General features: G+C 69.2%; 6 protein-coding genes. 5 read left to right on the plus strand and 1 reads right to left on the minus strand.

Annotated features, from left to right (window positions below; translation table 11 throughout):
* Positions 1 to 157: 157 nt before the first annotated feature.
* On the minus strand, positions 158 to 1,594 hold the full coding sequence (locus ACGFWI_RS19785) for a murein hydrolase activator EnvC family protein (RefSeq protein ID WP_393907246.1): 1,437 nt from the start codon (positions 1,592 to 1,594) through the stop codon (positions 158 to 160).
* A 340-nt stretch (positions 1,595 to 1,934) separates the two neighbouring features.
* On the opposite strand from ACGFWI_RS19785, the gene rpsB reads away from it, so the two are divergent.
* From rpsB to ACGFWI_RS19810, 5 genes are all read left to right on the plus strand, one after another.
* Complete coding sequence (gene rpsB / locus ACGFWI_RS19790; protein WP_393907247.1) at positions 1,935 to 2,888, plus strand: 30S ribosomal protein S2; 954 nt, start codon at positions 1,935 to 1,937, stop codon at positions 2,886 to 2,888.
* A 100-nt stretch (positions 2,889 to 2,988) separates the two neighbouring features.
* Positions 2,989 to 3,825 carry a translation elongation factor Ts gene (gene tsf, locus ACGFWI_RS19795; protein WP_393907248.1) on the plus strand — a complete coding sequence of 279 codons (837 nt, stop codon included), beginning with the start codon at positions 2,989 to 2,991 and terminating at the stop codon, positions 3,823 to 3,825.
* A 162-nt stretch (positions 3,826 to 3,987) separates the two neighbouring features.
* Positions 3,988 to 4,758 carry a UMP kinase gene (gene pyrH / locus ACGFWI_RS19800; RefSeq protein ID WP_393907249.1) on the plus strand — a complete coding sequence of 257 codons (771 nt, stop codon included), beginning with the start codon at positions 3,988 to 3,990 and terminating at the stop codon, positions 4,756 to 4,758.
* A gap of 174 nt (positions 4,759 to 4,932) precedes the next feature.
* The gene (gene frr, locus ACGFWI_RS19805) at positions 4,933 to 5,490 is read left to right on the plus strand and encodes a ribosome recycling factor (RefSeq protein ID WP_030087489.1); all 558 of its coding nucleotides are present in this window, start codon (positions 4,933 to 4,935) and stop codon (positions 5,488 to 5,490) included.
* Positions 5,490 to 6,659, plus strand: coding sequence for a phosphatidate cytidylyltransferase (locus ACGFWI_RS19810; RefSeq protein WP_393907250.1), 1,170 nt, complete (start codon positions 5,490 to 5,492; stop codon positions 6,657 to 6,659). Before frr ends, ACGFWI_RS19810 begins: the two co-directional genes overlap by 1 nt.
* Positions 6,660 to 7,050: the final 391 nt, after the last annotated feature.

The raw sequence follows: 7,050 nt of genomic DNA on the forward strand, positions 1-7,050 counted from the left end.
AGCAGCCCCAGGTAAGCCGTCGGCTCGTCGCATAGTGACGTCGAGCCCTCGCTGTGCAGGGCTGCCTGCCTCCGCGGTGGGTCGATGCCCGTGCGCGGCGCCGCCGCCCCCTTGCCTTGGCCCGTCTCACGCCCCGGCGGTCACGGCTGCCGGGTGATCACCCACCACCCCGCCGGAGGCCGTGCCACTGTCCATCCCGCCGCCGCTGCGCGTCCTCCTCGGTCCCAGGCGGCCGTGCCCGATGGAGCCGGCCGAGTGCCCAGAGCGCTGCGGCCGCGAGCCCGGCTGCTGCCAAGAGGGCAGTTCCTGTTGGCGCCGACCTTCCCACCTGAGCTGCTGGTTTTGTCGATACCGCTGAATTCGGTGGTTCTGATGGTCCCGAATGCGGGGGAACCGTGCGGCCGGCCGCCGGCACGGGAACGCCGAAGATCGGCAGCAGTCGCGAGGGTCCGCCGCGGAGCATGCTGCGGGGCAGCAAGGACAACGGATCCAGGTAGCTCTTGCCGCGGCGCAGGCCCCAGTGGAGGCATGGCGCCCGGCAGTGGAACGGGCCGCGCTGCAGGACGGCGACCGGCTGGCCTGCGGTGACGCGCTGGCCTTTACGGGCGGTAGGGCGCACGGGCTCGTAGGTAGTGCGTAAAGGGGGACGGCCCGAGCGGAACACCTCGATCGTCAGGACGCCACGGCCGGCGACGGTCCCGGCGTACACAACCCGGCCAGGTGCAGCTGCCCGTACCAGCGCACCGGTGGGCGCGACCAGGTCCACGCCTCGGTGCCCGGCCGCCCAGGGCGACGGAGGCGGCTCCCAGCCGCGTACCACCGTGGGCCCTATGCCTGCGGGACCCGCCACCGGCCACGCCCTGTCCACGCCCACTGCGTCGGGCCGTGCCTCAACCTCGGGACTCGCCCCGACCCCGGGACTCGCCGTGACCCCACCACGTGCCGTGATCCCGCCACGTGCGGTGACCCCACGGTGTGCCGCGCCCCCGGGACGCGTCGCGAGCCTGAGGCGTGTCACCGCCTCGCCACGTGTCACCCCCTGGGCAGGTGTCCTGCCCTCCGGGTGTCCCAGCCCCTCGGCACGTGCCGCACCCGCAGGCCGGTCGGACGCCCCTTCCACCCCGCGCTCCGCCGTCGCGGCCGAGGACGGAGCGGCGGCAGCGCTCGCGGGCGCGGGGGACAGAAGGGTGAGCACCGCAGTGACGGCGGGGGCCAGCACTACACCCACTGCGCGGGCCGGGAAGAAGCAGCTCGGCCCATACCTGGTCAGCCCTCCGTGTGGTGCCGGCGGTAAGGACGCCGACGGCCGGAAGCGTGACCGGGGAGGGAGGGCCGGGGGCGTGCGGACCGGGGGAGGGAGAGGACGGCGACAGGGAGAGGGACGGGGAAGGAGATCCGTTGGGCGCCGCCGCGGGTGGCTGCGGGTCGTCCCGAGTTGCTCGCCGTCGGCCGGTTTCGGGAAGTGTCCGCGGAAGCCGCTGACGGTATCGAGGATCCTGGTCGAGCCGGAGTGTCGTCGAGGGCTTCGCCGGGCGGCCCGTCGCGGGCTCTGGCGCGGGGGCCGTTGTGGGTTCGGTTGCGTGTTCCGTCGCATGTCCCGACGGTGGCGCAGTCCGCCGCGGCGTGGGGATCTTGGTCCGAAGCTGTGGATCGGAGGGCGGTTGTGGACAACGGTGTCACCCGCCCGGGGCTCGAAATGGTGTGTGTCGCCCGGTGCATCGCCAGTCCCGTACACTTCTGATGGCGATCCGGGTCACCGGGTCGACTTCGCACGCCCCGCCGTCAGCGCACCAGTCCCTTTCGGGCAGCACGACGGCCGCGCTCCTCGGTCCTCGGACGGCTCCGCAAGGTGCCTTCCCCGGCAGGCGCGTCGGGGCGTCAGGCACCGCGGCCGACCGGCCGCAGTGGAACCGAGAAAAACAAGGAGTACGGCCATGGCCGTCGTCACGATGCGGGAGCTGCTGGAGAGCGGCGTCCATTTCGGGCACCAGACCCGTCGCTGGAACCCGAAGATGAAGCGCTTCATCTTCACCGAGCGCAACGGCATCTACATCATTGACCTGCTCCAGTCGCTGTCGTACATCGACCGCGCCTACGAGTTCGTCAAGGAGACCGTCGCCCACGGCGGCTCCGTCATGTTCGTCGGCACGAAGAAGCAGGCCCAGGAGGCCATTGCCGAGCAGGCGACCCGCGTGGGCATGCCCTACGTGAACCAGCGCTGGCTCGGCGGCATGCTGACCAACTTCTCGACCGTCTACAAGCGCCTGCAGCGCCTGAAGGAGCTCGAGCAGATCGACTTCGAGGATGTGGCCGCCTCCGGCCTCACCAAGAAGGAGCTCCTGGTTCTCTCCCGCGAGAAGGCCAAGCTGGAGAAGACCCTCGGCGGTATCCGCGAGATGCAGAAGGTGCCCAGCGCCGTCTGGATCGTGGACACCAAGAAGGAGCACATTGCCGTCGGTGAGGCGCGCAAGCTCAACATCCCGGTCGTCGCGATCCTCGACACCAACTGCGACCCGGACGAGGTCGACTACAAGATCCCGGGCAACGACGACGCCATCCGCTCCGTCACCCTGCTCACCCGCGTGATCGCCGACGCCGTCGCCGAGGGCCTCATCGCCCGCTCCGGTGCCGCCACCGGCGACCAGAAGCCCGGCGAGAAGGCTGCTGCCGCCGAGCCGCTGGCCGAGTGGGAGCGCGACCTGCTCGAGGGCGAGAAGAAGGCGGACTCCGACGAGGCTGCCGAGAAGCCCGCCGAGGCCCCGGCCGCCGAGGCCCCCGCCGCCGCGGACGCCGAGGCCGAGAAGCCGGCTGAGGCCCCCGTCGCCGAGGCCCCCGTCGCCGAGGCCCCCGAGGCCGAGAAGCCGGCCGCGGACGCCGAGCAGGCCTGACCCGCAGTATCCGGCTGATGACGGCGGGGGAGGGCGCCACAAACGCCGCCCCCGCCGTCCACCCGTAGATCTTTCGACTTCGAGAAGAGATTCACAGACCATGGCGAACTACACCGCCGCTGACGTCAAGAAGCTCCGCGAGCTCACCGGCGCCGGCATGATGGACTGCAAGAAGGCCCTGGACGAGGCCGACGGCAACGTCGACAAGGCCGTGGAGATCCTGCGCGTCAAGGGTCAGAAGGGCGTCGCCAAGCGCGAGAGCCGTTCGGCCGAGAACGGTGCCGTCGTCTCCCTCATCGCCGACGACAAGTCCGCGGGCGTGCTGGTCGAGCTGAAGTGCGAGACGGACTTCGTCGCCAAGGGTGACAAGTTCCAGGCCGTCGCCAACACGCTCGCCGCCCACGTCGCCGCCACCAAGCCGGCCGACCTGGAGTCCCTGCTCGCCTCCGAGATCGAGGCCGGCAAGACCGTCCAGGCGTACGTGGACGAGGCCAACGCCACCCTCGGCGAGAAGATCGTCCTGGACCGCTTCGCGCAGTTCACCGACGGTTTCGTGGCCGCGTACATGCACCGCACCATGCCCGACCTCCCGCCGCAGGTCGGCGTCCTGGTCGAGCTGGACAAGGAGAACGCCGAGGTCGCCAAGGACGTCGCGCAGCACATTGCCGCGTTCGCGCCGAAGTTCCTCTCCAAGGACGACATCCCGGCCGACGTCGTCGAGAACGAGCGTCGTGTCGCCGAGGCCACCGCGAAGGAGGAGGGCAAGCCCGAGGCTGCTCTTCCGAAGATCGTCGAGGGTCGCGTCAACGGTTTCTTCAAGGAGAACACGCTGCTCGCGCAGCCGTTCGCCAAGGACAACAAGAAGACCGTCCAGAAGGTTCTGGACGAGGCCGGTGTCACGCTGAAGCGCTTCGCGCGCATCCGCGTCGGCGCCTGAGCCTGTCGCGAAGGCAGCGAATGACCTGCGACCCCGCTAGGGTCGTACGCAGTCGGCCGCTCAACGGCCGGCCGCAGATGTGACGAGGAGGCCATTGCCGCACAGGGATCTGAACCAGACCCACGGCAATGGCCTTCTTCGTATGTGCACGAGGAGAGCTCAATGATTCACGGTGCCGACGGCGCGCACACAGAACATGCCGGTCACGGCGGCAGGCGACGCTTCCTGCTGAAGCTGTCGGGCGAAGCGTTCGCCGGCGGCGGCGGACTGGGCGTCGACCCCGACGTCGTGCACGCGATGGCCCGCGAGATCGCCGCAGTGGTGCGCGAAGGCTACGAGATCGCCATCGTGATCGGCGGCGGAAACTTCTTCCGCGGCGCCGAACTCCAGCAGCGCGGCATGGACCGGGCACGCTCCGACTACATGGGCATGCTCGGCACGGTCATGAACTGTCTGGCCCTCCAGGACTTCCTGGAGAAGGAGGGCATCGACTCCCGCGTCCAGACGGCCATCACCATGGGACAGGTTGCGGAGCCGTACATTCCGCTGCGTGCGGTGCGCCACCTGGAGAAGGGCCGGGTCGTCATCTTCGGCGCCGGCATGGGCATGCCGTACTTCTCCACCGACACCACCGCCGCCCAGCGCGCCCTGGAGATCGACGCCGAGGCCATGCTGATGGGCAAGAACGGGGTGGACGGGGTCTACGACTCCGACCCCAAGAAGAACCCCGACGCGGTGAAGTTCGACGCCCTCGAATACGGCGAGGTCATCACCCGGGACCTGAAGATCGCCGACGCCACCGCCATCACCCTGTGCCGGGACAACAAGCTCCCGATCCTCGTGTTCGAACTGCTCGCCGAGGGCAACATCGCGCGCGCGGTGAAGGGTGAGAAGATCGGCACGCTCGTCAGCGATCAGGGCACCCGGGCCTGACGGCCCCAACTGCCGTGATTCCGTGCGGGCATCGGCCTGTACGGGCGGCAGCCTCCGGCCGGGGCAAGACCCGGTACGGGGATGGACAACGGCCTGCCGGTCGGACACCGTGCAGGTGAAGACGCGCGGCAGGGGCGAGGCTCTGCTTCTTACCGAACAGACCAGGAGCAAGTGGTGATCGAAGAGATCCTCCTCGAGGCCGAGGAGAAGATGGAGAAGGCCGTCGTGGTCGCCAAGGAGGACTTCGCCGCGATTCGCACCGGACGTGCGCATCCGGCGATGTTCAACAAGATCGTGGCGGACTACTACGGTGCGATGACGCCGATCAACCAGCTGGCGTCGTTCTCGGTGCCCGAACCGCGGATGGCCGTGGTGACCCCGTTCGACAAGAGCGCACTGCGCAACATCGAGCAGGCCATCCGCGACTCCGACCTCGGCGTCAACCCGAGCAACGACGGCAACATCATCCGGGTGACGTTCCCCGAGCTGACCGAGGAGCGCCGCAAGGAGTTCATCAAGGTCGCCAAGAACAAGGGCGAGGACGCGAAGATCTCGATCCGCAGCGTGCGCCGCAAGGCCAAGGAGACCCTCGACAAGCTCGTCAAGGACAAGGAAACCGGCGAGGACGAGGTGCGCCGCGCCGAGAAGGAGCTCGACGACACCACTGCGAAGTACGTCGCGCAGGTGGACGAGCTGCTCAAGCACAAGGAATCCGAGCTCCTCGAGGTCTGATGAACGAGTCTTCCTGGGGGGCCGCCCCGCCCGGCGCCGGTCAATGGGGTCCGCCCGACCACGGACCGGCTTCCTCGCTTCGCGGGGTGGCGCCCCCCGCCCCGGCGGGTCCCGTGCACGACTGGGGCGACGCGGCGCAGACTCGGCCCATGCCGTTCGTGCCCGGGCCAGGCGGACACCAGGACGATGACCGGGAACAACGGGACATCCGGGATAGCCGGGACCACCCGGACGACCGGGGGGCGGCTCGACTGAGCGGCCCCCTGTTCCGCGACGAAAAGCCGCAGGAGCCCATGCCCACCTCTCTTTCCGGGTCCGACAGCTCGCCGGACTCAGAGAAGCCGAAGAAGAAGAGCGCGGGCCGCAACCTGCGCGCCGCGATAGGGGTCGGTATCGGCCTCGGCGTGATCATCGTTGCGTCGCTCTTCGTCTACAAGCCTGTCTTCATCGGCGTGATAGCGATCGCCGTTGTCGTGGGCCTGTGGGAGCTGACCTCGCGGCTGGCGGAGCGCAAGGACATCAAGGTGCCGCTGGTGCCGCTCGCGGTCGGTGGCACCGCCATGGTGGCCGCCGGGTATATCCGCGGTGCCGAGGGCGCCTGGGTGGCGATGGCGCTCACCGCGCTGGCCATCCTCGTCTGGCGGATGACCGAGGCGCCCGAGAACTATCTGCGGGATGTCACCGCCGGTGTCTTCGCGGCCTTCTATGTGCCCTTCCTCGCGACGTTCGTGGCGCTGATGCTCGCGGCCGAGCCCGACGGGCCGGAGCGGGTGTTGACCTTCCTGCTGCTGACGGTCGTCAGCGACACCGGTGCGTACGCGGTCGGCTGGCGGTTCGGCAGGCACAAGCTCGCGCCGCGCATCAGCCCCGGCAAGACCCGCGAGGGACTCGTCGGCGCGGTGCTCTTCGCGATGGTGGCCGGCGCGCTGTGCATGGAATTCCTGATCAAGCACGGCGCCTGGTGGCAGGGCCTGCTGCTCGGCCTCGCGGTCGCGGCCAGCGCCACCCTTGGCGACCTCGGCGAATCCATGATCAAGCGCGATCTCGGCATCAAGGACATGGGCACCCTGCTCCCCGGTCACGGCGGCATCATGGACCGCCTCGACTCCCTGCTGCCGACCGCCCCGGTCGTCTGGCTGCTGTTCGTGATCTTTGTGGGGTCCGGCTGATCCCAGGGTTTTGGTTGTCGCAGGGAGGAGCGGGGGGCCGGATTTCGTCCCACTGACCGGCTCCTCACCTACGACGGGTTTCCCGATGTCCGAAGAGGGGCCTGCCGCACCATGCGGCAGGCCCCACTTCGCGGGTCTGCGACGCAGCGATGGCCCAGGCTGAACTTGATCGGCCGGCTCACCTCCGCCGGGCTCCGCCCCGCACCCGAAGCGCCTTCTGACTGACGATTCCCGTCCTGATGACGATTCCCGTCGGGCTCGCCGCAGGGGCGTAGGAGCGGAACTACTGGCGTAGCCCCAATACCGGTGACTTTGGGGTGTTCGGGTCGTTGGGAGTGGTGTGCCAAGGCCCGGACAGGTGAAGTCGTCGGTGGATGACCGGCTTTCGGAC

Source organism: Streptomyces sp. NPDC048434, assembly GCF_043200375.1.
Classification (GTDB): Bacteria; Actinomycetota; Actinomycetes; order Streptomycetales; family Streptomycetaceae; genus Streptomyces.